The organism is Kitasatospora sp. Ki12 (genome assembly GCF_054601375.1).
In genome coordinates this window covers 225,140-247,625 of record NZ_BAAIHT010000002.1, presented here as the reverse complement: position 1 = coordinate 247,625, position 22,486 = coordinate 225,140, and the positions used below count along the sequence as shown (strand labels likewise).

Here is a 22,486-nt window from a genome sequence, read left to right as displayed (position 1 = left end):
TCTTCACCGATGCATCTGTAGCGATGTAGATTGTCGGGCATGACGCCCTCCGAACCCGTGCCGCCCGCCGAACGCCTGACGCCTTCCGAGCCGCTGACGCCCGCCGAACCGCTGGCGCCCGCCGAACCGCTGGCGCCCGCCGAGCCGCTGAGCCCGGTCTCCCGCACCGCCCTGTCCGTCGCCCGGGTCCGGGCCTACGAGAGCTCCCGCCCCGACCCGCTCTTCGTCGACCCGTACGCCGCCGCCTTCGTCGAGGCCGCCGGGCTGCCGCTGCCCACCTCCGGGTCCGGCGGCGACCTCGCCAAGGCCCTGGTCGCGCACGGCATCCTGCGCACCCGCTTCTACGACGACCGCCTCCTCGCCGCCGGCGCCGACCAGGTCGTGCTGCTCGCCGCCGGCCTGGACACCCGCGCCTACCGGCTGGACTGGCCCGCCGGCACCCGGGTGTTCGAACTCGACCTGGGCCCGGTGCTGGCCTTCAAAGAACAGGTCCTGGACGGGATCGGTGCCCGGCCGAGGAGCGGGCGCACCACCCTGCCCGCCGACCTGCTGGACCCGGACTGGCCCGCCCGGCTGGTCGCGGCGGGCTTCGACCCGTCGCGGCCCTCGGCCTGGCTCGCCGAGGGCCTGCTGGTCTACCTCTCGCCTGAGGAGGCCGCCGGCCTGCTCACCGCGGTGGCCGGCCTCGCCGCCCCGGGCAGCCGACTGCTGACGGAGAAGGGCGGGGACGTCGCCGCCACCCCGCAGGACCCGGCCCTCGCGCACATCACCGACCTGTGGCGCGGCGGCCTCGGCCCCGACACCCACGGGTGGCTCGACCGGCACGGCTGGACCACCGGGCTCACCGCCCTGGACCGGGTCGGCGCGACCTACGGCCGTCCGCTGTCGCGCCCCTCCACCCGGGGCTTCATCGAGGCCGTCCGGCGGACCGGGGACTGAGCACACCGCCGGGGCACGCCCGGCCGCCGCCCCGGCGGCGTCATGTCCATGCGCTGGTCGATCACCCAGTCCGGCCGCCCCCGGCTGGTGCGCGCGACCACTCGTTGCGCCCCGCGGCGCGTTGCTTCAATCGCCGTGTCGATCAATCGGCGAGTCGAGGACGGTGGCGGAACGTGGACCTGAACACGGTGGTGGAGCTGCGCGACGCGCGGCGGCGCGGGACCTGGCGGCCGGGGGACGCCTGGCTCGGCGGCGGGACGTACCTGTTCTCCGAGCCGCAGCCGCACATCCGCCGGCTGATCGACCTCGGCCGGATGGGCTGGGAGCCGGTGCGGCTGACACCCGCCGGGGACCTGGAGATCGCCGCGACCTGCACGATCGCCCAGCTCTCGCGCTTCGCCCGGGCGCTGGACCGGCCGGCCGCGCCGCTGTTCGAACAGTGCTGCCGGGCCTTCCTCGCCTCCTGGAAGATCTGGCACATGGCCACCGTCGGCGGCAACCTGTGCAACGGCCTGCCGGCCGGGCCGATGATCTCGCTGACCGCCGCCCTGGACGGCGTCTGCACCCTGCTGTCCCAGGACGGTGCGGTGCGCCGGCTGCCGGTCGCGGACTTCGTGACCGGCGCCGGGGTGAAGGACCTCGGGCCCGGTGAACTGCTGCGCTCGGTCGTCCTGCCCGCCCGGGCCCTGGAGCGGCGGACGGCCTTCCGGCAGGCCTCCCTGTACGGGCTCGGCCGCTCCGGCGCGCTGCTCGTCGGCACCCGCGACCCGCTCGACGGCGAACTGGCGCTCACCGTCACCGCCTCGACGGTGCGGCCGATCCGGCTGCGCTTCGCCCTGCCGCCGAACGCCGGGGCGGTCCGCGAGGCGGTCGGGTACGGGGTGCGGCCCGAGGAGTACTACGACGACATCCACGGACTTCCCGCCTGGCGGCGGCACATGACCTTCCGCTTCGCCGAGGAGATCCGCCGCGAGCTGGTCGAGGAGGCCGGGAGATGACGTACTCGATCCGGGTCAACGGCGAGGACTTCGACGCCGAGCCGCGGGCCGGCCAGTGCCTGCGCACCTATCTGCGCGAGCGCGGCTGGTTCGGGGTGAAGAAGGGCTGCGACGCGGGCGACTGCGGCGCCTGCACCGTGCAGGTGGACGGCGAGCCGGTGCACAGCTGCCTCTACCCGGCGCTGCGCGCCGAGGGCCGTACCGTCACCACCGTGGAGGGGCTGGCGAAGGACGGCGAACTCCACCCGGTGCAGCAGCGGTTCCTGGACGCCCAGGGCTTCCAGTGCGGCTTCTGCACGGCCGGGATGCTGATGACGGCCTCCGCCTTCACCGCGGAGCACCTGGCCGACCTGCCGCGGGCGCTGAAGGGCAACCTGTGCCGCTGCACCGGCTACCGGGCGATCGAGGACGCCGTCCGGGGCGTCCGGCACACCGAATCGCCGTGCGCGGGGAAGGCCGTGGGCCGCAGCCCGGGCGCCCCGGCCGGCCCGCAGGTGGTGACCGGCACCGCCCGCTACACCTTCGACCTGGACGTCGAGGGCCTGCTGCACATGAAGCTGCTGCGCTCCCCGCACCCGCACGCCCGGATCGTCGCCGTCGACACCTCGGCGGCCCTGCGGGTGCCCGGGGTGGTCGCCGTGTTCACCCACGAGGACGCCCCCGACCGGCTCTACTCCTCGGCCCGGCACGAGCACCCCACCGAGGACCCGGACGACACCCGGGTCCTGGACGACGTGGTCCGCTTCGTCGGCCAGCGGGTGGCGGCGGTGGTCGCCGAGAGCGAGGGCGCCGCCGAGGAGGGCTGCCGGCGGATCGCCGTCAGCTACGAGGAACTCCCGTACGTGCTGGACCCGGAGGAGGCCATGCGGGCCGGGGCCCCGGTCATCCACCCGAAGGGCCCGGAGTCCCGGATCGCCCGTGCCGAGAGCAATGTCTGCGGCGAGGCGCACGGCGAACTGGGCGACGTCGAGCGGGGCTTCGCCGAGGCGGACGTGGTCTACCAGGAGACCTTCCGCACCCAGCGGGTCCAGCACGCCAGCCTGGAGACCCACGGCTGCGTCGTCTCCTTCGAGCAGAACGAGGCGACGGGGCGGGAGCGGCTGGTGGTGCGCTCCTCCACCCAGGTGCCCTTCCTCACCCGGCGGGCCCTGTGCGACCTCTACGGTCTGCCGATGGACGCGGTCCGGGTGGTGGCCGGCCGGGTCGGCGGCGGGTTCGGCGGGAAGCAGGAGATGCTGACCGAGGACATCGCGGTGCTCGCGGCGCTGCGGCTGCGCCGGCCGGTCAAGCTGGAGTTCACCCGGGCCGAGCAGTTCCACGGGGCCACCACCCGGCACCCGTTCACGGTCACCGTCAAGCTCGGTGCCAGGAGCGACGGCACCCTGACGGCCCTGCAGTACCGGGTCGTCGCCAACACCGGCGCGTACGGCAACCACGGGCCGGCGGTGATGTTCCACAGCGTCGGCGAGTCGATGGGCGTCTACCGGGCGCCGCACAAGAAGGTCGACGCCTACTCCGTCTACACCAACGGCGTGCCCGCGGGCGCCTTCCGGGGCTACGGCCTCGGCCAGGTCACCTTCGCCGTGGAGTCGGCGATGGACGAACTCGCCCGGCGGCTGGGGATCGACCCGCTGGTGCTGCGCGAGCGCAACGTCATCGGCCCGGGCGAGCACATGGAGGGCCCGCTCGGCGAGGAGGAGGACCTGCACATCGCCAGCTACGGCCTCGACCAGTGCCTCGGCGTCGTCCGGGCGGCCCTCGCGGACGGCACCAGCGCCGAACTCGCCCCCGAGGGCTGGCTGGTGGGCCAGGGCTTCGCGATGGCGGCGATCGCCTGCGGCCCGCCCGGCGGCCACTTCGCCGACGCCACCGTACGGCTCCTGGAGGACGGCAGGTACGAGGTCGCCGTGGGCACCGCGGAGTTCGGCAACGGCACCACCACCGTCCACCAGCAGATCTCCGCCGGGGCCCTCGGGACCACCGTGGACCGGATCACCGTCCGGCAGTCCGACACCGACCTCGTCCGCCACGACACCGGGGCCTTCGGCTCGGCCGGCACGGTCGTCGCCGGCAAGGCGGTGCTGAAGGCCGCCGAGGCGCTCGCCGAACGGATCCTCACCTTCACGGCGGAGTACGCCCGCACCCCGCGCGGCCTGCTGCGGCTGACCGCCGACGCGGTCGAGTGCGCCGGGCGGCGCGCGGTGCCGCTCAAGGAGGTCTTCGAGGCGGCCGGGGGCAGGGGCGTCGTGCTCTCCGCCGACGGGCACTTCGGCGGCTCGCCGCGCTCGATCGCCTTCAACTCCCAGTGGTTCCGGATCGCCGTCGACCCGGACACCGGCGAGATCCGGATCCTGCGCAGCGTCCACGGCGCGGACGCCGGGAAGGTGATGAACCCGCTGCAGTGCCGCGGCCAGGTCGAGGGCGGCGTCGCCCAGGCGCTCGGCGCCACCCTGTTCGAGCAGGTGCTGGTCGACGGGCGCGGCGAGGTCACCACGGCCGGGTTCCGCCGCTACCGGCTGCCCGCCTTCGCGGACGTGCCGCGCACCGAGGTGCACTTCTCCGACACCTCCGACACCATCGGCCCGCTCGGCGCCAAGTCCATGTCGGAGAGCCCGTTCAACCCGGTCCCGCCCGCCTTCGCCAACGCCCTGCGGGACGCCACCGGGATCCGCTTCACCGAGGCGCCGTTCCTGCGGGACAAGGTCTGGCGCGCCCTGGACGAGCACCGCCGGCGGCCCGCCGCACCGTGAGCGCGGCGCGGTCCACTGTCGGGACCACCGGACCGCGACCCGGCCCGCAGCCCTGCCGTCAGGTGATCACACAAGAGGAAAACACCGGCTTCCTCCTTGTGTTTACGATGCCTGGCACGCGTTGGACATCGCATGTGCGAGACCCCACCTCGCGGATGGCGCACAAGGAGCACAGCATGATCGTCGGAGACCTCCTGGAACTGGACGACCTCCACATCGAGGTCGCCTGGGCGAGCCCCCACCTGCTCGACCGCGAGGTGACCGGCGTGACCTCCACCGACCTCCAGGACCCGGCCCGCTACCTGCAGCGCGGCGAACTGGTCCTCTCCGGCCTGGTCTGGTGGCGGCCGGACGAGGGCCAGGGGGCGATGCGCTTCGCCAACTCCCTGCGCACCGCCGAGGTCGCCGCGCTCCTCGCCGGCGAGGGCACCCACGGCAGCGTCCCGCCCGAGCTGGTCGAGGCCTGCCGCCGGCACGGCATCCCCCTGCTGTCCGTCCCGGCCGGGACCAGCTTCCGCTCCGTCACCGACCGCGTCTACCTCCGGCTGTGGGGCGACCTCCAGGCGCACGCCGAAGGGCAGGCGGCCCTCCCGGCCGCCGCCCGGCGCGCCCTGACCCAGCTCATCCGCGACCAGGCCGCCCTGGACCACCTGCTGGAACGGGCCGTCACCGACCTCGGCCTGCCCGCGTGCTCCCTGACCACCGGCGCGGGCCGGGTCCTGGGCACCTCCGAACCCGCCGCCGAACCCGCCGCCGCACCCGCCCCGAAGCTCCCCGCGCCCTCGGGACTCTCCGTGCGCCACACCGGGCCGGCGCCCGTCCCGGTCGGCCCGCCCGGCGAATCCCCCTTCGACGGCTGGCTGCTGCGCCCCCACACCGAACCCGGCCCGGCCGCCACCGCCCTGCTGCACGGCCTGGCCGAACTGCTCACCCCGCTCGCCACCCGGGAGCGGGCCACCGCCACCGCCCAGCGGCAGACCGGCACCCGGCTGATCGAACTGCTCGACTCCGGCGGCGACACCGAGGCCGAGGCCGAACGCGCCCTCGCCCTCTCCGGCCTGCCCCCGCACCGCCGGCTCACCGCCGTCGCCGCCCGGATCGACGGCGCCCCGGCGACCTGGACGGCCGCCGCCCTCGCCGAAGCCCTCCACGAGCTGGACGCCCCCTTCGTCGCCGCCCCCGACGGCCGGGGCGGCGCCGCCGCCCTGTCCCCGGCCCCGGAGGAGCGCGTCGCCCAGGCCCTGCGGAGCGCCCTGCCGCGCCTGGACGCCGCACTGACCGGAGGGCGGCGCCTGCGCCTGGGCACCGGCGCCACCGTCGACCCGCTCGTCCGCGAGCTCCGGGCCGCACTCGTCCAGGCCCGCTACGCCCTGCACGTCGAGCCGCCCGGGACGGTGGGCCGCAGCGCCCGGATCACCTCGCTGGAAACCCTGCTCCGGGGCGTCCCCGCCGAGATCACCGCGGACTTCCGCCGCCGGGTGCTCGCCCCGCTGATCGAGCACGACCGGACGAACACCGTCTCCCTGCTGGACACCCTGGACGCCTTCCTGCGGCACAGCGCCTCCTGGTCGAGGACCGCGGAGGCGCTGCACCTGCACGTCAACACGGTGCACTACCGGATCAAGCGGATCGAGGAGCTGACCGGCCGCAGCCTGCTGAAGCTGGAGGACCGGCTCGACCTGTGGGCCGCGCTGCGCTGCGCGCCCGCGTGATCTCCATGCCCGCGTGACTCCACGCCCGCGTGATCCTCCGCGCCGGGCCCGCTCAGGCGGCCACCGCCTCGACCACCGACAGCACCGTCGGGGTGGGGACCACCCGGGAGAGCCGCAGCCCGGCCCGGGCGAAGAGGTCCGCGAAGTCGCCCTCGGTGCGCTCGCGGCCGGTGAGCGAGGCCATCATCATCAGGTCCAGGGCCTTGGACTGGTGGGGCGCGTTGCCCGCCGGGACCACGGCGTCCAGCACCAGGACCCGGCCGCCCGGGCGCAGGGCGCGGCGGCAGTGCCCGAGCAGGGTGACGCAGCCGTCGTCGTCCCAGTCGTGGGTGATCCGCTTGAGCAGGTGGACGTCGCCGTCCGGCACGGAGGCGAAGAAGTCGCCCTCCCGGGGCGTCCAGCGGCCCGCGATCTCCTGGTGCGCCGCCAGGCGGTGCCCGGCGAGGACGTGGGCGCGGTCGTAGAGGACGCCCTCCAGGCCCGGGTTGCGGCGCAGCACCTCCAGCAGCAGGCCGCCGTGGCCGCCGCCGATGTCCACCACCGTGCCGCTCGCCGGCAGCTCGCAGGCGGCGGCGATCAGCGCGTTCTCCGGGTCGGACATCGCGGCCATGCCGACGTGGAAGACGGCGGCGGTCCGCTCGTCCTTGGCGAAGTGGTCGAAGAACGGCATGCCGAACAGGTTCTCGAAGGCCGTGGTGCCCTCGGTCAGGCAGTGCGTCAGCTCGCCGGCGGGCCGCCACATGGTGGGGTCGGTGAGCATCAGGACGGCCGCCCGGGCGGAGTACGGGGCGTCGCCGCGCAGGGCCTGTCCGGCCTCCGCGAGGGCGAAGCGGCCCCGCCCGTCCTCCGTCACGACGCCCCGGGTGGCGAGCAGCCGCAGCACCCGGTGGAGGTTCCGGGCGTCCGTGCCGGTGGCGGCGGCGAGTTCGGCGGGGGTACGGGGGCCGTCCGCGAGGTGGTCGGCCACCCCGGTGTCGGCGGCGGCCCGCAGGGCGGCGGGGAAGAGGAAGCCGAGGGCCTCGTCGACGAGGAAGGCGGCGGAGTCCCGGAGGGCCGCCTCCTGCCCGTCCGCCCCGGGCCCCGCCGCCGCCGTACCCGCTGCCGCGTCCGTACCCGCTGCCGCTGCCTCCGCCGGGCCGCCGCTGGTCCGGTCCTCGTCCTGACGCATGCCGTCCTCCTGCTCGGTTCGGCCCCCGCCCGGGGAACCTGCCCAGGCGGGGCCGGGCCGAAGCGCGGCGTCACCCGGGCGTGTGGCCCCGATCCGGCCCCGGGTCAACGGTTCTGACGGCATGTCACCTCTGAGCGGGTTCAGGTGGCCAGGTGTCGGCGGCCAGCACGCCGGTGGCGTAGGCCCGGGCGACCAGGGCGGTGCGGTTGGGCACCCGCCAGCGCCGGGAGAGCCGGGCGAGGTGGTAGTTGACGCCGTCCGCGGTGAGTCCGATCTCCCGGGCGATCTGCGCGGTGGTCGCGCCCCGGGCCGCCGCGGCGAGGATCCGCGCCTCCACCGGGCTGACCTCGGCGCGCGGGCCCGGCGGCGCCTCCCGGGGCGCCTCGACGGTGCGCAGCGAGAGCAGCAGGTTCGGGGTCTGCTCCGGGGTGTCGCTGACCAGGTCGACGGTCATCTCGCCGCACCGCTCGCCACCGCCGACGGGCGTCCAGGAGACCCGGGCCGGGTACTGCGAGCGGCGGTGCAGCCGGACGGCCTCGGCCAGCGCCTGCAGGGTGTCGCTGTCCCGGAGGGTGAAGAACTCCAGGATCTTCCGGTTGTGCAACTGTCCCGGCAGCAGGCCGAACTCGGCCGCCATCGCGCGGTTGACGATCAGGACCCGGCCGCCGAACTCGACCACCGCGATCGGCAGCGGCACGTGGTCCAGCAGGCGCAGCGCCCGGTTGCGCCAGACCACCGCGGCGTCCTGCCCGCTCCCGGGCACCGGCCCGCAGCCCGCGGTCGGTGAGATCTCCACACTTCCTCCCCGTTCGTCCCGCCGGGGCAGAGCTGACGGTTCGTCGGCAAGCCCGCGGATCTTCCGGGTACTACACAATCATGTAGTGATCGCGGCCCGGCTTCCCTCCCGGTGGGCACAGAGTGGAGGGAGCCGAATTTTCCGCTGCGGGAGGGACCCACCGATGACCGAGACCATCACCGAGCCGAGGCGCCAGGCCGACGCCGACGCCGACGCCGATGCGGGCACCGACGGCGCTGCCGCGGCCGGGTCGCGGGCCGTGCCCACGATCGACATCTCCTCGGCGCCGCCGGTCGCCGCCCCGATGCTGCGGACCATGGAGCTGGCCAGAGAACACGGCCCGGTCTTCGTCCAGCGGATGCACGGCCGCGACCTCATGATGGTCAGCGGCCTGGAACTGGTCGAGGAGCTGGCCGACGAGACCAGGTTCACCAAGTCGATCGGCCCGGGCCTGGAGAACGTCCGCCAGTTCACCGGCGACGGCCTGTTCACCGCGTACAACGACGAGCCCAACTGGGCCAGGGCGCACGACATCCTGATGCCCGCCTTCGCGCTCGGCTCGATGCGCACCTACCACCCGGTGATGCTGACGGTGGCCCGCCGGCTGATCGACTCCTGGGACCGCCGGGAGGCCGCCGGACTGCCGGTGGACGTGCCCGGCGACATGACCCGGATGACCCTGGACACCATCGGGCTGGCCGGCTTCGGCTTCGACTTCGGCTCCTTCGAGCGGGACGAACCGCACCCCTTCGTGGACGCCATGGTGCGTTGCCTGGAGTGGGCGATGAACAAGCTCACCCGGGACCCGGAGCTGGACCACACCGAGCGCGACACGGCCTTCCGGGCCGACTCCGACTACCTGGCCGCCGTGGTGGACGAGGTGATCGCCGCCCGCGCCGGGGAGGACGAGCAGGGCCCGGCCGAGGACCTGCTCGGCCTGATGCTCGGCGCGGTCCGCCCCTCCGACGGCACCCGGCTGGACGCGGAGAACATCCGCAACCAGGTGATCACCTTCCTGATCGCCGGCCACGAGACCACCTCCGGCGCGCTCTCCTTCGCGATGTACTACCTGGTCAAGAACCCGGCCGTGCTGCGGGAGGTCCAGCGCGAGGTGGACGCGCTCTGGGGCGGACAGGCCGACCCGGAGCCCTCGTACGAGGACGTCGGACGGCTGCGGTACACCCGGCAGGTGCTCAACGAGGCGCTGCGGCTCTGGCCGACCGCGCCGGCCTTCAGCCGCGAGGCGCGCCAGGACACCCTGCTCGGCGGGTGGATCCCGCTGCGCGCCGGGGAGACGGTCTTCGTGTCGACCCCGATGCTGCACCGCGACCCGGTGTGGGGCGACAACCCCGAGCTGTTCGACCCCTCCCGGTTCGACGCCGAGGCCGAGGCGGCCCGCTCCCCGCACGCCTTCAAGCCCTTCGGCACCGGCGAACGCGCCTGCATCGGACGGCAGTTCGCGCTGCACGAGGCCACCATGCTGCTCGGCATGCTGGTCCACCGCTACCGGCTGCTCGACCACGCCGACTACCGGCTGACCATCAAGCAGACGCTCACCATCAAGCCCGACGAGTTCACCCTCGGCCTCGCCCGGCGCACGCCCGCGCCCCTGGCCGCCGAGCCCGCGACCGCCCCGGACACCCGGGCCGGCGCCGCCGCCGAGCGCCCCGGCCGGGTCCGCCAGGGCACCGGGCTGCTGCTCCTGCACGGATCCAACTACGGTGCCGGCCGCGAGTTCAGCCGCCAGCTGGCCGAGGCCGCCGCCGACCTCGGCTGCGACACCGAGATCGCCGCGCTGGACACGTACGCGGACGGACTGCCCACCGACCGCCCGGTGGTGATCACGGCCGCCTCGTACAACGGGCAGCCGACGGACGACGCGGCCGCCTTCGTCCGCCGCCTCCAGGAGGACGGCGGCGCGGAAGGTAGGGCGGAGGGCGTGCGGTACGCGGTGCTCGGCATCGGCGACCGCACCTACGCGGCCACCTACCAGCGCGTCCCGGCGCTGATCGACGACCGGCTCGCCGCCCTCGGTGGCACCCGGCTGCTCGCCCGCGCCGAGGCCGACGCCTCGGGTGACCTCTCCGGCACCGTACGGCAGTTCACCGAGGCGCTGCGCCTCGCCCTGCTGGAGAGCTACGGGGACGCCGACGCGCCCGCCGAGCCGCGGCAGGAGGCCGGGTACACGGTGACCGAGGTGACCGGCGGCCCGCTCGCCGCGCTGGCCGCCCGGCACGGCATGGCCGAGCTGACCGTCACCGCCGTCGACAGCCTGACCGACCCGGCCTACCCCCGGGTCAAGCGGATGGTCCGCCTCGCGCTGCCCGAGGGCGTCGGCTACCGGAGCGCCGACCACCTCACGGTGCTCCCGGCCAACGACCCGGCGCTGGTCGAGCGGGCCGCCCAGCTGTTCGGCGCCGACCCGGAGACGGTGCTCACCATCGTGGCCCACCGGCGCACCGGCCTGGCCGTCGACCGCCCGCTGACCGTACGCGAACTGCTCACCCACCACGTCGAGTTGCAGGACCGGCCGACCGCCGAGCAGCGCGCCGCGCTGGCCGCCGCCAACCCCTGCCCGCCCGAGCGGGCCGCGCTGGCCGCCCTTCCCGACGGCGACCCGCGCACCCTGCTGGACCTGATCGAGGACCACCCGGCCCTGCGGGGCAGCCTGACCTGGCCGGTGCTGCTGGAACTGCTGCCGCCGATCCGGCCCCGGCACTACTCGATCTCCTCCTCGCCCGACTGGGACGCGACCGAGGTGGACCTGATGGTCTCCGTGCTCAGCGCCCCCGCGCGATCCGGCCGGGGCACGTTCCGGGGCACCGGCTCCGGGTACCTCGCCCGGGTCGCCGAGGGGGACACCGTGCTGGCCCGGGTCCAGCCCTGCCGGGAGGTGTTCCGGATCGGACACCGCACCCCGGTGATCATGATCGCGGCCGGCACCGGCCTGGCACCGTTCCGCGGCGCGGTCCTCGACCGCCGCGCCCTGCTCTACAAGGGCGCCGAACTCGCCCCCGCACTGCTCTACTTCGGGTGCGACGCGGCCGAGTCGGACTACCTCCACCGGCTGGAGCTGGAGAAGGCCGAGCAGGAGGGCGCGGTCTCGATGCGGCCCGTCTTCAGCGAGCGGCCGCAGGACGGGCGGCGCTTCGTGCAGGACCGCCTCGCCGCGGAGGCGGCCGAGGTCTGGGACCTGCTGGAGGCCGGCGCCGAGGTGTACGTCTGCGGCGACGGCGCGCGGATGGCGCCGGGAGTACGGGCGGCGTTCCGGGAGCTGTACCGGGAGCGGACGCCGGGGGCCGACGAGCAGCGGGCGCAGGCCTGGCTGCAGGGGCTGATCGAGGCTGGCCGGTACGTCGAGGACGTGTACGCGGGCTGAGCACCCGGCCCCGACACGGCCGTCGGCCCGCCGCGCTGTGCGGCGGGCCGACGGCCGTTCCGTGGGAGGGCGGGGGATCAGTACACGTTGACCCCGTACGCGGTGAGCGCGGCGTTGACGGGCTGGAAGAAGGTCGTGCCGCCGACGGTGCAGTTGCCGCTGCCGCCCGAGGTGAGGCCGAGCGCCTTGGTGCCGTCGTACAGCGGGCCGCCGGAGTCGCCGGGCTCGGCGCAGACGTCGGTCTGGATCAGCCCGCGTACGGTGCCGCCGCCGTCGCTGTAGCGCACGGTGGCGTTGAGCCCGGTGACCTTGCCGCCGTGGACGCCGGTGGTCGAACCCCGCCGGGTGACCTGCTCGCCGACGACCGCGTTCGGCGCGGAGGTGAAGCCGCCCGGGCGGCTCAGGGCGGAGTTGTCGTAGCGGACCAGGGCGTAGTCGTGGTCGGGGAAGGTCGAGCTGAGGGTCGGCCCGATCGAGGTGTGGTGGGCGGCGTCGGTGTACCACTGGGAGGCGACGTTGCCGCAGTGCCCGGCCGTGACGAAGTAGTAGCCGTGGCTGTCCCGCACGTTGAAGCCGAGCGAGCAGCGATACTTGCCGCCGTAGATGGCGTCGCCGGCGGCGAGCAGCGGGGTGAAGGCGCCGGGGACGTGCCGGACGGTCAGGACGGAGGTGTCGCCGCCGGCGGCCTGGGCGAGCCGGTCGAGCGCCTCGGTGGGCACGGTGCTGTCGGCGGTCACCACCACCCGCCCGGCGGCCTCGTCGACGTACCAGGCGGTGCCGTCGACCTCGGCGCGCAGGACGGCGTCGCTGACGGCCGCGAGCTGTTCGGGCCGGGCGGAGCCGGTGGGGTCGGCCGCGGAGCCGGTGGGGTCGGCCGCGGCGCCCGGCACGGCGACCGCGGTGGCGGTCAGCAGGCCGAGGGCGACGGCGAGCAGCCGGGTACGGCGTCGGGTGGTGCCGGGGCGGGGGGTCCTGCGCTTGGTCCTCACCGGTCTCCTCCTGGGAGTGAGAGGCCCCTGGGGATGGGGGCGTGAGGCGCGGTCAGACGGTGGGCGGCCCCGGCGTGCTGTTCGGAAGCACGGCGAATGATCTGCCCCTGACAGCGCTGACCGGAAGTATCAGGAAACGGACAGGTCAGTACAAGCGTCCCGGCCGGGTGTCGGCGGACCCGCGCGCGGTCGGCCGACTGCATGGGTCCGCCGTTCGGAGGAGCGGGCCCCGGCCGCCGCCCGGAGCGGAAAGTGTTATCGGCGCGGCCGGGCGGGGTCTCCGAGGCGTGGGAACGGGCGCACGATGCCGCGGGTGAGGGTCCGCGGCGGGACCGCGGGGTTCTAAGGGGCGCTCCGCGCGGAGGTGAGGTCCTCCGCCGCGTCCGCTCCCCGGCGCCGCCGGACCGTCCCGTCCGGCCGGCGCGCCCGGCGGTCCGCCCGTTACCCCCACGACGGCGGACCGCCGGGGTTCACCCGGCAAGCCCGTCCGCCCTGTGGGGCCCGTCAGGCCCGTGAAGCCCGTCGAGCCCGCCGGGGGCCCGGCCTCAGCCGTTGCCGAAGAAGCCGAGGGCGCCGACCGCGCAGACGCCGCCCGCTCCCATGAAGACCGGGGTCAGCACCTTGAGCTCGATCCAGCTGCCGGCCCGGAACCGCATGCCCTTCGGCGGGCCGATCGGGTACCAGCGCTTGCGCCCGATCGGGATCGGCCACAGCACCGGGCAGCCCGAGACGGTCAGCGCGTCGCCGAGGCAGTGCACCAGGGCGCCGAGCGCGATCGGCAGCCCGATCCACAGGTACTCCTGGCCGGGCTGGTCGAAGAGCCAGTGCGAGCCGTTGCCGGGCCGGTCCAGGACCTCCGCGAGCATCCAGGCGCTGGTCGCCCCCAGCAGCCACACCAGGACGTCACTGGACACCCGGGCATGACGCCACAGCAGGCCCTCGATCGCCAGCACCATGTGCACGAACAGCACCGCCAGCACGCCCCAGCGGCCGCCGAACCCGGCCACCGCCGCGGCGCCCGCCCCGCACAGCAGCGCCCACGGCCAGGTGTGCGTCAGCGTCCGGTGGCCGCCCGAGCGGCGCGGGTCGCCCTTGCCCCGGGTGGCCTTGTAGACGGCGTACGAGAGGTTGTCGATCACCTCGCAGAGCGCCCGGGACACCGGCCCGAACGCCCTGGATATCGTCGCCGCCTTGTGGTCGAGGTCGGGTGCCAGGGCGGCGCCCGCGCAGATCAGCGCCCCCGCCAGCAGGACCGGCCAGGGCATCGGTTCCCCCATCCCGGCCGCGACCGCGCCGACCCCCAGCCAAGCCGCCGCGCCCGACAACGAATGCGCCGGTCCCATCATCTCCGTACACCCACCGATCCTGATCAGCTCCGTCCTCAGCGTGAGGACCTGACAGCACGGCAGCCTATCCGTCCAAGATCACTAACCGTGACGGCGGAACCGGGGGAGGGGTTCGACGACGGGCTCTACGGTCGGCTGAGCCGCCAGATCTGCTCCTCGCCGGACTCGGCCGGGGCGGTCGCCTCGGCGGGGCGGCGCAGCCGGACGGTGAAACCGAGCCGGGCCGGGACGGCGCCGCTGGCCAGGTTCGCCGGGTCGTGGACGATCTCGACGTGCTCCACCCCGGGCAGCCGGAACGCCTGCTCGACCAGGGCGGCCGCGGCCCGGGTGGCCAGGCCGCGCCCGGTGGCGGCGGGGTGCAGCCAGTAGCCGATCTCGCGGACGTCGTCCGGGGTCTCCTCCCGCCGGTGCAGCCCGCAGGCGCCGACGACGGCGCCGTCCAGCACGATCGCGTAGGCGTAGTCGGCACCGCTCGCCCAGCGCTCCGCCCGGGCGGCCAGGTACTCGGCGGTCCGGGCGCGGCTGTGCTCGCCGGCCCACGCCATCCACGGCCGCAGGTGGTCCAGCGACTCCTCGATGACCCTGCAGAGCTCGGGCAGGTCCGCCTCGCCCGCGAAGCGGCGCAGCGTCACCTCGCCCAGGACGATGACGGGCTGGGGCGACGCGTGACCGGCCGGGGTTTCCGGTGCTTCCAGGGGTTCCATGGAGGAAGGATCGTCCGTACCCGCCCCACCGGGCAAGCGGATTACCTGATTCCGGAAGGCGGGGTGAGGTCCGGGCCCCGGGGGGGTGCCGGGCCCGTACGAGGCCTGCCCGCCCTGTCCGTTCATCGCGCCCTCCGTGCACCGGGGCGTCCGTCCGTGAGCACCGTAACGCGGTGTGTCCGATTGTCGGTGTCCCGGTGCAGACTGGAAGCTCCCACTCGTGGTTGATGGCAGAGACGAGACGCCATGAACGAGTACGACGGTGAACTCCCCGACGGTGAACTCCCCACTCCCGACCAGGCCTTCAGCACCGCACTCAACCGCCTCCTCGACCTCGACCGACCCGACCTCGACCGACTCCTCGACCTCGACCGACTGATCCCCAGGCCGTCGATCCCCCGGCAGCGCGGGAGTTCGACCGGGCACCGGGTGGCGGAGCCCGTCCCGGGAGGCGAACGGCGGCGCCGCACGCCGTCCCCGCCGCTGCCGCCCAGGACCACGGGGGAGGCGTACGCCCCGCCGGTGACGGCGAGCGTGCCGCCGCCGGCCGGCCGGGTCATCCCGCCGGTACGGGCGGGCCACTGCTCGGCCGGCCGGATCCCGTGCGATGCGACCGGGGCGCGGCTGTACCCGGGCGGCTGGTTCTGCGACGACCACCGCCCGTAAGGGCCGCGGTGGCCTTTTCGTACCGGCGCCGGTACGGGGAGGCCACCCGATCAGGCGCCCTGGAGGGCGGCGTCCCGGAGGGAGGCGGACAGGGCGCGCGCCTCGTGCTCGGTCATCCGCGGCGTGTCGTACGGGAGGCCGTTGACCCAGCGCTGGGCCAGCCGGGCGATCCGCTCCCCGTACCGGGCCGCGGTGATCAGGTCGCCGGGCGACCCGGCCCGCTCCGACCCGAGGTCGGCGTGGCTCTGGCTCATCAGCCCCAGCCAGGAGCCCAGCCGGTTCACGTCGTCGCGGTGGCCGCCGCTCCAGTTGTTGCCCGGCATGTCACCCACGCCGATCCACTGCATGCCCATCTGCGCGCCGAAGACCGCCAGTTGCTCCAGGACCATCAGCTTGTCGCCGCTCTGCGAGGCGGACATGGTGAAGCCGCCGGCCAGCTTGTCCTTCCACGCCTGGGTGAGGAACGGCGTGAACGCGGCCTCCATGAACGCCTTGAACACCGCCGACACACTGCCCATCAGCGTCGGGCAGCCGAACACGATCGCGTCCGAGCGGTCCAGCAGCGCCAGCACCTCCGGGTCGTGCCAGCGGCCGGCGACCACGTCCTCCGCCCGGATCCCGACGATGTGCACCCGGGCACCCGGCACCAGCCGGGCCCCGTCCGCGAGGTGCTCGGCCAGGACCCGGGTGTGCCCGTGCACCGAGTGGAAGACCACCGTCACCGTGACCTCCGGTGCGTCCTGCCCGCGCTCGACCTCATTGACCGTCATGACTTCTCACTGCTCCTGTTCGTGGGGCCCTGCTCGTTCGGTTCGTGGGGGCCCCTGCCTGCCCAGCCATCACACCGCGCGCCCGGCAGACCATCAACGCCGAACTCCGACCCCCAGCGATCGGTCCCACCGATCGATCGGGTTAGCCTGCTCCCGTGGACAGGATCGAACTGGAAGCGTTCGTCGCCGTCGCCGAGGAACTCCACTTCGGCCGCGCCGCCGCGCGCCTGCACCGGGGCCAGCCGACCGTCAGCGACGCCGTCAGACGGCTGGAGAACACCCTGGGCGGGCGGCTGTTCCACCGCACCAGCCGCCGGGTGACGCTGACCGACCTCGGCGAGGCGCTGCTGCCCGACGCCCGCGCCGCCCTGGCCCAGCTGCGCCGCTTCCAGCAGCGCGGACGCTCCCTGGCCGCCGGCGAGGCCGCCCGCTCCACCCTGGTCGTCGCCCACGCCGAGTACACCGGCCAGCAGCTGCTGCTGCGCTGCCTGCCCCGGCTGCGCGAGCGGTTCCCGGACGTGACGATCGTGCCGGAGGCCATGCCGACCACCGCCCAGGTCACCGCCCTGCGGGCCGGCACGATCGGGCTGGGCATCGGCTGGGCGACCGGCGACGTCACCGGCGTCCGCGCGCGGGTGCTGTCCACCGAGCGGTTCATGGCACTCGTCCCCGCCGCGCACCCCCTCGCCGGGCACACCGAACTGAGCGCCGCCGAACTGTCCACCACCGATCTGCTCACCTGGCCCCACCAGATCAACAGCGGCCTCTGCGACCGGCTGCTGTCCGCCTTCCACATCGGCGGAGCGGACCTGCGCATCATCCGGACCGCCGACAGCGTGCACGCCATCGCCGCCCACGTCGCCGCCGGAACGGGCATCGGCATCACGGTCGAATCCGCCCTCGACCACCGGCCGCCCGGCCTGCGGGTCATCCCGCTCACCGGCCCCTCGACCACCGCCGACCAGGTCGTCCTCACCCCCGCCGAGCCCTCGGACACCGCCGCCGCCCTGCGCGACCTGCTGCTGCACGCCTCGACTGACGCACCCGCCCCCGCCCACTGAGCGACCCACGGCCCGGGGAGCCGGCCGGGTCGTTGGGTACGGCAGACTGCTCGCCACGGGGGCGTCACACGAGGGAGGGGGCGGGCCGGTAGTGGACTCGACGTCCGTCGCGGAGGCGCTCGGCAGCTGCCGGGCCCGGCTGTCGGAGTGCGCCCGCTGAGACCGGTCGGGGCGCGGACCGCTCAGCGCGGGCCGGTCAGCCCGCTCCAGGTTCTCCGCGTACCAGCCACGTCGGATCGAGCGGGACCAGGTGGCCGGTCAGCTCGCGCACGTCGGCCGGGACGTCGGCGCGGGCGAGCAGGTCCGGGAGGAGGCGGGTGGTGTACGCCCGGTGCGTCTCCGGGCTGGTCCAGAGGGTGGTGACGAGGTAGCGGTCGGCGGCCAGCCGGGTCACGGTGCCGGCCAGCATGCCGTCGGCCGCCGCCATGCCGGGGGACCAGACCCGGCGCTGGACGTCCAGGAAGTGGCCGGTACGGCCCGGGCGGAGCCGGCAGTCGGCGGCGCGCAGCACGGTGGCGCGGGCCAGTGCGTCGGGGAGGGAGGCCGCCGCCCCCGGCACGGTGAGCACGACCGGGCCGGCCGCCACCTCGATCGCCGTCCAACTGCCCTGCTGCGCCGCCGCCTCGGCGACCGGGTCGTGACGGTCGCGCAGGAAGCGGAGGTACGCGGGCTCGTCGGCCCACAGGGCGAGCAGCAGGGCCCGGTCGGAGTCCGGCGCCCAGCCCCCGGTCTGCCCGATCAGGCCCGGCTGGTCGGAGATCGCCGACCAGCGCCGCTGGCCGTCGGCGAACACCCCGCGCGCTCCGGGCCGTACCCGGCAGTCGATCCACTTGCCCCACATGCGGCCCATCCTGCCGCCCTGGCCCGGTGCACCGTCCATCGGTCCCGGGTCGCGAGGGAGGTCGGCCGGGGGACGTAGGCCGTACGGGCGCGATGGCTGGATCTTGCAGAGTCCTGTCATTGCCGCCATCGCCGCTCCCGGGCGAGGGTGGGGGCATGGACGACGCACTCCGACTTCCGCACCTGGTCGTGATCCCGGTCTTCGCCGGGGTGAACGCCGTGGACGTGACCGGGCCCGCCGAGGTCTTCGCCCTGGCCGGGCGGCTGCTCGCGCCGGGCCGGCCCGGGTACGAGGTGCGGGTCTGCGCCGAGCGGAGCGGGCCGGTGGACACCTTCTCGGGGGTGCCGCTGTACGTGACCGCGACGCTCGACGAGTCGCGGGTGCGTCCGGACACCGTGCTGGTGCCGGGGCGGGTGGACCTCGGGCCGGACGGGCCGGTGCCGCGGGTCGATCCGGCGGTGGTGGCCTGGCTGCGGGAGGCCGGCCCCCGGGCCGGGCGGGTCGCGTCGGTGTGCGCGGGCGCTCATGTGGCCGCCGCGGCGGGGCTGCTGGACGGGCACCGCGTCACCACCCACTGGGCGACCGCCGAGCGGCTGGCCGCCGACCACCCGGCCGTCGAGGTGGACGCCGACCCGGTGTTCATCCGCTCCGGACGGCTGTGGACCAGCGCGGGCCTGACCACCGCGATGGACCTCACGCTGGCCCTGGTCGCCGAGGACCACGGCGACGACCTCGCGCTGGAGATCGCCCGGATCATGGTGATGTACCTCCAACGCCCGGGAGGCCAGAGCCAGTTCAGCGTCCCGCTCGCCCACCGCACCGGCGGCCGCGCCGACCTGCGCGGCCTGCGCCGGTGGATCGGCGAGCACCTGGACGCCGACCTGTCGGTACCCGCGCTGGCCGACCGGCTCGCCATGAGCGAACGGCACTTCGCCCGGGTCTTCCGCGCCGAGACCGGCACCACACCCGGGGCGTACGTCGAGGAGCTGCGCCTGGAGGCCGCCCGCCGGCTGCTGGAGCGGACCGGCCACCCGCTGCCGGGTATCGCCCGGGCCTGCGGGCTCGGCTCCGTCGAGACGCTGCACCGGGTGTTCCGGGACCACCTCTCGACCACCCCCGGGGACTACCGGCGCCGCTTCCGCGTCGGCCCCGTCGGCACCCACTGACCGACGATTCGTCATTCCGACGAGCGCTCCGATGAACATTCCGATGAAGGAGAACCATGAAGATCACCGCCACCCACATCGGCACCGCCACCGTCCTGCTGGAGATCGGCGGACTGCGGCTGCTCACCGACCCGGTCTTCGACCCCGCGCCCGCCGAGTACCGGCCCGGCCCGGTGGTGCTGCGCAGCACCGAGGGCCCGGCGGTCGGTGTGCACGAGCTGCCCCCGGTGGACGCCGTGCTGCTCAGCCATGACGAGCACCCCGACAACCTGGACGCCACCGGCCGTACGCTGCTCGTCGGGCGCCCGGTGCTGACCACGGTCAGCGGGGCGGCCCGGCTGGGCGGCGGTGCCCTCGGGCTGGCGCCGTGGCAGACCCGCGAGCTGACCGTCGACGGCCGGACCCTGCGGGTCACCGGGACGCCCGGGCTGCACGGCCCGGTCGGGGACGTCACCGGCTTCGTGGTGGAGGTGCCGGGGGAGGAGGAGGCCCTGTACGTCTCGGGCGACACCGTCCACTTCCCCGAACTGGACGGGATAGGGCGGCGGTTCACCATCGGCACCGCTCTGCTGCACCTCGGGGCCGCCCGGTTCGAGGCCTTCGGCGGCGGGGAGCTGATCACCATGGACGCGGCGCAGGCCGCGGCGCTCACCGCCTCGCTCGGCGCCCGCCGGGTCGTCCCGGTGCACTACACCTCGTGGGAGCACTTCACCGAGGGCCGGGAGGAGACCACCGCGCACTTCGCCGCGGCGGGCCTGGCCGACCGGCTGCACTGGCTGACCCCTGGCGTGCCGGAGCTGCTCGGCTAGCGGACTGTCGAGGACCGTGCCGTTGTACGACTAATCCACCCCTGCGAGTGGTTCCGGCGTATCGCTCCGGGTCTTCCCCCGGCCGGGACACCTATAAAGGGCCCGTCATGTTGATCAACTGATGGGCTCTCACCATGTTGCAAGCCGCTCTGCGGGTGCTCGCCGCCGTTTCGCTCGCCTCCGCCGTCTCCACCGTCGCCGTCGCCCCGGCGGTTGCCGCCCCCGCCCCCGCATCCGCGCCCGTCGTGGCGGGCCCGCGGGCGGCCGCCGACGACGACCTGACCAGCCCCTGCGGGCCGGTCGGCGACTACCGGGCCTCGGACTGGTGGCGCACCACGACCGAGCCGCAGATCGCCCAGACGGTCGCGGCCACCGCGACGAGCGAGCGGTGGCAGTGGCGCAACGACGTCAACACGCTCTGGCGCGGTGACACCCGGGAGACGGTGGAGGACATCTTCCGCGCCGGCTTCACCCCCCGGGGCGAGGCGGTGACCCCGCTCGCCGAGTACATCGTCAAGGGCGGTGGTCAGAACAGCGCGCACCTGAGCACCAGTTGTGCGATGTGGGTGGCCCAGAAGTTCGCCACCTACGGGGCCGCCAAGACGGGCTGGGTCTACGAGATCTACGCGCCCGGCGGCATCGACGTCAACGCCACCGCCCGGCTCAACGAGTACCAGTCCCCGTACCTCTGGAACAAGGAGATCGACTTCCCCGGCGGGGTCGAGGGCAAGTACCTCAAGAGCGCCTGCAAGTACCACCTGACCGCCACCGACCCGGACACCAAGGTCAGCACCTTCGAGAACCTCGGCTGCAAGTCCAACCCCGACTTCGCGCCGTACCAGTAGCCGTACCCGTACGAGTAGCGGTAGCGGAAGCAGACCCTAGCGGGCGGCCGCCGGGGGCAGCCGTTCCAGGATCCGTTCCATGCCGCTGGTCCAGTTGGCCTCCAGGGCGGTGACGGCCTGGTCCACGTCGCCGTCGAGGAGGCACTGGGCGATCCGCTCGTGCTCCTCGGCGGCGCGTTCGAGGATCTCGTGGTCGCCGACCACCACCCGTTCGTAGCGGTGCAGGGTCAGCTTCAGCGAGTCGATCATCTCGCGCAGCCGGGTGTTGGCGCAGCCGGAGAGCAGCAGCGCGTGCCAGGCGTCGTCGTAGCGCTCTATCGTGCCGTGCGGTGCCAGCGGCGCGGAGAAGGCGCGGGCCTCGGCGAGCAGCCGGGGCGCGATCGCGGACAGGTGCGCCGGGTCGGAGGTGCGCAGGGCCAGTGACTCCAGGGCGATCAGGATCGCCGTGAGGTCGAGGAACTCCTGCTTGCCGGTGGGGGCGAAGCGGAAACCCTTGCCGCGTTCGCTGGTGATGATGCCCTCGCGCTCCAGGCTGATCAGGGCCTCGCGCAGGGGGGTGCGGCTGACGCCGAGCTCCTCGGCGAGGTGGACCTCGTTGATCGACTCGCCGGGGGTGAACCGGCCGCGGCCGAGCTGCTCCAGGAGTTCGTCCTTCACCTGCTCGCGCAGCGGACGCCGCTCGATCGCCATCGGGCTTCCCTTCTTTCCGGTTCCGTAGCGTACCGGCCGGGCGACCGGCACCATCCGCCGGGCGCTCGGCTCGGACGGCCGGGCGCCCGGCCGCGGGGTGGTCAGGCGGTGCCGGCGCCGTCGACGGTGATGACCGCGCCGCTGACGAAGGCGGCGGCGTCACTGGCCAGGAAGGCGACGGTCTGGGCGATGTCCCGGGGCCGGCCGATCCGGCCGAGCGGGCGGTCGGCGGCGTCGGCGTAGAAGGCGTCCGGGTCCTCGCCGAGCTGGCGGGCCTCCTCGGCGAGCATGCCGGTGTCGGTGTCGCCGGGGCAGACGCAGTTGACCCGGATGTTGTCCGGCCCGTGGTCGATGGCCATGGCCCGGGTCATGTTGACCACGGCGCCCTTGGAGGCGCAGTACGAGACGGCCCGGCCGCCGCCCTTGACGCCCCAGCCGGAGCCGGTGTTGACGATGCTGCCGCCGCCGTCGGCGGCCATCAGCGGGACGACCAGTCCGCTGAGCAGCATCACCGAGCGGACGTTGACGGCCATCACCAGGTCCCAGTCCTCGTCGGTGATCTCGGTGACGGTGGAGCGGCGTATGATGCCCGCGTTGTTGAACAGCACGTCCACGCCGCCGTGGTGGTCGACGGCGGTGCGCACGACCCGTGCGCAGTCGTCGCGGCGGGAGACGTCGCAGCGTACGAAGGTGCCGCCGACGTCCTTGGCGGCCTGCTCGCCGCGTTCGGCGTCGAGGTCGGCGAGGACGACGGCCGCGCCGAGTTCGGCGAGCAGGGCGGCGGTGGCCCGGCCGATGCCGGAGGCGGCGCCGGTGACGATCGCGCGCTTGCCGTGCAGGTCGATCATGGGGAACTC

At 74.6% G+C, this 22,486-nt stretch carries 19 protein-coding genes; 10 read left to right on the top strand and 9 right to left on the bottom strand.

Annotated elements, in window-relative coordinates; genetic code table 11:
* Positions 1 to 39: 39 nt before the first annotated feature.
* The 4 genes from ACYP53_RS18810 to ACYP53_RS18795 all read left to right on the top strand — a co-directional run bounded on the left by ACYP53_RS18810 (position 40) and on the right by ACYP53_RS18795 (position 6,399).
* On the top strand, positions 40 to 939 hold the full coding sequence (locus tag ACYP53_RS18810; RefSeq protein ID WP_459648174.1) for an SAM-dependent methyltransferase: 900 nt from the start codon (positions 40 to 42) through the stop codon (positions 937 to 939).
* 173 nt (positions 940 to 1,112) lie between these two features.
* Positions 1,113 to 1,937: an FAD binding domain-containing protein gene (locus ACYP53_RS18805; protein WP_459648173.1), complete on the top strand. Its 825-nt coding sequence runs from the start codon at positions 1,113 to 1,115 to the stop codon at positions 1,935 to 1,937.
* Complete coding sequence (locus tag ACYP53_RS18800; RefSeq protein WP_459648172.1) at positions 1,934 to 4,687, top strand: molybdopterin-dependent oxidoreductase; 2,754 nt, start codon at positions 1,934 to 1,936, stop codon at positions 4,685 to 4,687. Before ACYP53_RS18805 ends, ACYP53_RS18800 begins: the two co-directional genes overlap by 4 nt.
* Before the next feature lie 176 nt (positions 4,688 to 4,863).
* Positions 4,864 to 6,399 (top strand): PucR family transcriptional regulator, encoded by a 1,536-nt coding sequence (locus ACYP53_RS18795; protein WP_459648171.1) that lies wholly within the window; start codon positions 4,864 to 4,866, stop codon positions 6,397 to 6,399.
* 52 nt (positions 6,400 to 6,451) lie between these two features.
* Here the strand turns inward: ACYP53_RS18795 and ACYP53_RS18790 are convergent, their stop codons facing one another.
* Positions 6,452 to 7,567: a methyltransferase gene (locus ACYP53_RS18790; RefSeq protein WP_459648170.1), complete on the bottom strand. Its 1,116-nt coding sequence runs from the start codon at positions 7,565 to 7,567 to the stop codon at positions 6,452 to 6,454.
* 124 nt (positions 7,568 to 7,691) lie between these two features.
* Entirely contained in the window at positions 7,692 to 8,363 is a 672-nt protein-coding gene (locus ACYP53_RS18785) for a LuxR C-terminal-related transcriptional regulator (protein ID WP_459648169.1), read from the bottom strand.
* Between the two features lie 163 nt (positions 8,364 to 8,526).
* On the opposite strand from ACYP53_RS18785, the gene ACYP53_RS18780 reads away from it, so the two are divergent.
* The gene (locus ACYP53_RS18780; protein WP_189925132.1) at positions 8,527 to 11,742 is read left to right on the top strand and encodes a bifunctional cytochrome P450/NADPH--P450 reductase; all 3,216 of its coding nucleotides are present in this window, start codon (positions 8,527 to 8,529) and stop codon (positions 11,740 to 11,742) included.
* A 77-nt stretch (positions 11,743 to 11,819) separates the two neighbouring features.
* Here the strand turns inward: ACYP53_RS18780 and ACYP53_RS18775 are convergent, their stop codons facing one another.
* From ACYP53_RS18775 to ACYP53_RS18765, 3 genes are all read right to left on the bottom strand, one after another.
* Entirely contained in the window at positions 11,820 to 12,731 is a 912-nt protein-coding gene (locus ACYP53_RS18775) for a S1 family peptidase (RefSeq protein ID WP_459648168.1), read from the bottom strand.
* 545 nt (positions 12,732 to 13,276) lie between these two features.
* Positions 13,277 to 14,077, bottom strand: a complete 801-nt coding sequence (locus ACYP53_RS18770) for a metal-dependent hydrolase (protein ID WP_459648167.1) — start codon at positions 14,075 to 14,077, stop codon at positions 13,277 to 13,279.
* Positions 14,078 to 14,202: 125 nt separating this feature from the next.
* Positions 14,203 to 14,781 carry a GNAT family N-acetyltransferase gene (locus ACYP53_RS18765; protein ID WP_189925573.1) on the bottom strand — a complete coding sequence of 193 codons (579 nt, stop codon included), beginning with the start codon at positions 14,779 to 14,781 and terminating at the stop codon, positions 14,203 to 14,205.
* 246 nt (positions 14,782 to 15,027) lie between these two features.
* On the opposite strand from ACYP53_RS18765, the gene ACYP53_RS18760 reads away from it, so the two are divergent.
* Positions 15,028 to 15,447 carry a hypothetical protein gene (locus ACYP53_RS18760; protein ID WP_459648166.1) on the top strand — a complete coding sequence of 140 codons (420 nt, stop codon included), beginning with the start codon at positions 15,028 to 15,030 and terminating at the stop codon, positions 15,445 to 15,447.
* A 50-nt stretch (positions 15,448 to 15,497) separates the two neighbouring features.
* On the opposite strand, the gene ACYP53_RS18755 is transcribed toward ACYP53_RS18760, so the two are convergent.
* Entirely contained in the window at positions 15,498 to 16,217 is a 720-nt protein-coding gene (locus tag ACYP53_RS18755) for a flavodoxin family protein (RefSeq protein ID WP_459648165.1), read from the bottom strand.
* A 155-nt stretch (positions 16,218 to 16,372) separates the two neighbouring features.
* Between ACYP53_RS18755 and ACYP53_RS18750 the strand changes: the two genes are divergently transcribed.
* Complete coding sequence (locus ACYP53_RS18750; RefSeq protein ID WP_459648164.1) at positions 16,373 to 17,278, top strand: LysR family transcriptional regulator; 906 nt, start codon at positions 16,373 to 16,375, stop codon at positions 17,276 to 17,278.
* Positions 17,279 to 17,474: 196 nt separating this feature from the next.
* Here the strand turns inward: ACYP53_RS18750 and ACYP53_RS18745 are convergent, their stop codons facing one another.
* Positions 17,475 to 18,158 (bottom strand): DUF4937 domain-containing protein, encoded by a 684-nt coding sequence (locus ACYP53_RS18745; RefSeq protein WP_459648163.1) that lies wholly within the window; start codon positions 18,156 to 18,158, stop codon positions 17,475 to 17,477.
* Between the two features lie 116 nt (positions 18,159 to 18,274).
* Between ACYP53_RS18745 and ACYP53_RS18740 the strand changes: the two genes are divergently transcribed.
* The 3 genes from ACYP53_RS18740 to ACYP53_RS18730 all read left to right on the top strand — a co-directional run bounded on the left by ACYP53_RS18740 (position 18,275) and on the right by ACYP53_RS18730 (position 20,939).
* Positions 18,275 to 19,285 carry a GlxA family transcriptional regulator gene (locus tag ACYP53_RS18740; protein WP_459648162.1) on the top strand — a complete coding sequence of 337 codons (1,011 nt, stop codon included), beginning with the start codon at positions 18,275 to 18,277 and terminating at the stop codon, positions 19,283 to 19,285.
* A gap of 56 nt (positions 19,286 to 19,341) precedes the next feature.
* Positions 19,342 to 20,094 (top strand): MBL fold metallo-hydrolase, encoded by a 753-nt coding sequence (locus ACYP53_RS18735; protein WP_459648161.1) that lies wholly within the window; start codon positions 19,342 to 19,344, stop codon positions 20,092 to 20,094.
* Between the two features lie 134 nt (positions 20,095 to 20,228).
* The gene (locus tag ACYP53_RS18730) at positions 20,229 to 20,939 is read left to right on the top strand and encodes a scabin-related ADP-ribosyltransferase (protein WP_459648160.1); all 711 of its coding nucleotides are present in this window, start codon (positions 20,229 to 20,231) and stop codon (positions 20,937 to 20,939) included.
* A gap of 36 nt (positions 20,940 to 20,975) precedes the next feature.
* Here the strand turns inward: ACYP53_RS18730 and ACYP53_RS18725 are convergent, their stop codons facing one another.
* Both ACYP53_RS18725 and ACYP53_RS18720 read right to left on the bottom strand, forming a co-directional pair.
* Positions 20,976 to 21,629 (bottom strand): GntR family transcriptional regulator, encoded by a 654-nt coding sequence (locus ACYP53_RS18725; RefSeq protein ID WP_189925586.1) that lies wholly within the window; start codon positions 21,627 to 21,629, stop codon positions 20,976 to 20,978.
* A 101-nt stretch (positions 21,630 to 21,730) separates the two neighbouring features.
* Entirely contained in the window at positions 21,731 to 22,477 is a 747-nt protein-coding gene (locus ACYP53_RS18720; RefSeq protein ID WP_459648159.1) for an SDR family NAD(P)-dependent oxidoreductase, read from the bottom strand.
* Positions 22,478 to 22,486 lie beyond the last annotated feature (9 nt).

Excerpts from the sequence above, each read along its gene's own strand:
- ACYP53_RS18740 (WP_459648162.1), top strand. The coding sequence starts at position 18,275 with ATGGACGACGCACTCCGACTTCCGCACCTGGTCGTGATCCCGGTCTTC.
- ACYP53_RS18770 (WP_459648167.1), bottom strand. The coding sequence starts at position 14,077 with ATGATGGGACCGGCGCATTCGTTGTCGGGCGCGGCGGCTTGGCTGGGG.
- ACYP53_RS18730 (WP_459648160.1), top strand. The coding sequence starts at position 20,229 with ATGTTGCAAGCCGCTCTGCGGGTGCTCGCCGCCGTTTCGCTCGCCTCC.
- ACYP53_RS18780 (WP_189925132.1), top strand. The coding sequence starts at position 8,527 with ATGACCGAGACCATCACCGAGCCGAGGCGCCAGGCCGACGCCGACGCC.
- ACYP53_RS18800 (WP_459648172.1), top strand. The coding sequence starts at position 1,934 with ATGACGTACTCGATCCGGGTCAACGGCGAGGACTTCGACGCCGAGCCG.
- ACYP53_RS18790 (WP_459648170.1), bottom strand. The coding sequence starts at position 7,567 with ATGCGTCAGGACGAGGACCGGACCAGCGGCGGCCCGGCGGAGGCAGCG.
- ACYP53_RS18765 (WP_189925573.1), bottom strand. The coding sequence starts at position 14,781 with ATGGAACCCCTGGAAGCACCGGAAACCCCGGCCGGTCACGCGTCGCCC.
- ACYP53_RS18745 (WP_459648163.1), bottom strand. The coding sequence starts at position 18,158 with ATGGACGGTGCACCGGGCCAGGGCGGCAGGATGGGCCGCATGTGGGGC.
- ACYP53_RS18795 (WP_459648171.1), top strand. The coding sequence starts at position 4,864 with ATGATCGTCGGAGACCTCCTGGAACTGGACGACCTCCACATCGAGGTC.
- ACYP53_RS18760 (WP_459648166.1), top strand. The coding sequence starts at position 15,028 with ATGAACGAGTACGACGGTGAACTCCCCGACGGTGAACTCCCCACTCCC.
- ACYP53_RS18755 (WP_459648165.1), bottom strand. The coding sequence starts at position 16,217 with ATGACGGTCAATGAGGTCGAGCGCGGGCAGGACGCACCGGAGGTCACG.
- ACYP53_RS18735 (WP_459648161.1), top strand. The coding sequence starts at position 19,342 with ATGAAGATCACCGCCACCCACATCGGCACCGCCACCGTCCTGCTGGAG.
- ACYP53_RS18810 (WP_459648174.1), top strand. The coding sequence starts at position 40 with ATGACGCCCTCCGAACCCGTGCCGCCCGCCGAACGCCTGACGCCTTCC.
- ACYP53_RS18725 (WP_189925586.1), bottom strand. The coding sequence starts at position 21,629 with ATGGCGATCGAGCGGCGTCCGCTGCGCGAGCAGGTGAAGGACGAACTC.
- ACYP53_RS18720 (WP_459648159.1), bottom strand. The coding sequence starts at position 22,477 with ATGATCGACCTGCACGGCAAGCGCGCGATCGTCACCGGCGCCGCCTCC.